Below are 1,010 nucleotides of genomic sequence, written 5' to 3'. Positions count from 1 at the left end.
CTGAATACATAGGTGTGTGAAGCGAACGCGGCGAACTGAAACATCTAAGTAGCTGCAGGAAAAGAAATCAACCGAGATTCCCAAAGTAGTGGCGAGCGAAATGGGAAGAGCCTGTACGTGATAGTCGGACTGATAGTGGAACCTCCTGGAAATGAGGGCCATAGCGGGTGATAGCCCCGTACACGAAATCAGACCGGTGGTACTAAGCGTACGACAAGTAGGGCGGGACACGAGAAATCCTGTCTGAACATGGGGGGACCATCCTCCAAGGCTAAATACTCGTAATCGACCGATAGTGAACCAGTACCGTGAGGGAAAGGCGAAAAGAACCCCGGGAGGGGAGTGAAATAGATCCTGAAACCGTGTGCATACAAACAGTAGGAGCCTCGTAAGGGGTGACTGCGTACCTTTTGTATAATGGGTCAGCGACTTACATTCAGTGGCGAGGTTAACCGAATAGGGGAGCCGTAGAGAAATCGAGTCCGAACAGGGCGCCAGTCGCTGGGTGTAGACCCGAAACCAAGTGATCTATCCATGGCCAGGTTGAAGGTGCGGTAACACGCACTGGAGGACCGAACCCACTAATGTTGAAAAATTAGGGGATGAGCTGTGGATAGGGGTGAAAGGCTAAACAAACTTGGAAATAGCTGGTTCTCTCCGAAAACTATTTAGGTAGTGCCTCAAGTATCACCGACGGGGGTAGAGCACTGTTATGGCTAGGGGGTCATCGCGACTTACCAAACCATTGCAAACTCCGAATACCGTTGAGTGCGAGCTTGGGAGACAGACATCGGGTGCTAACGTCCGGTGTCAAGAGGGAAACAACCCAGACCGCCAGCTAAGGTCCCAAAGATTGGCTAAGTGGAAAACGAAGTGGGAAGGCTAAAACAGTCAGGATGTTGGCTTAGAAGCAGCCATCATTTAAAGAAAGCGTAATAGCTCACTGATCGAGTCGTCCTGCGCGGAAGATGTAACGGGGCTAAGCCAGTCACCGAAGCTGCGGATATCCG

At 51.2% G+C, this 1,010-nt stretch carries 1 rRNA gene; it reads left to right on the top strand.

The window, feature by feature from the left end:
* Positions 1 to 1,010 (top strand): 23S ribosomal RNA (locus tag GTP41_RS26740); the annotation flags it as partial.

This window comes from Pseudoduganella guangdongensis, from assembly GCF_009857475.1.
Taxonomy (GTDB): Bacteria; Pseudomonadota; Gammaproteobacteria; order Burkholderiales; family Burkholderiaceae_D; genus Rugamonas; species Rugamonas guangdongensis.
Note: the sequence above shows the minus strand (reverse complement) of the source record. Positions and strands in the feature narration are given on the sequence as shown.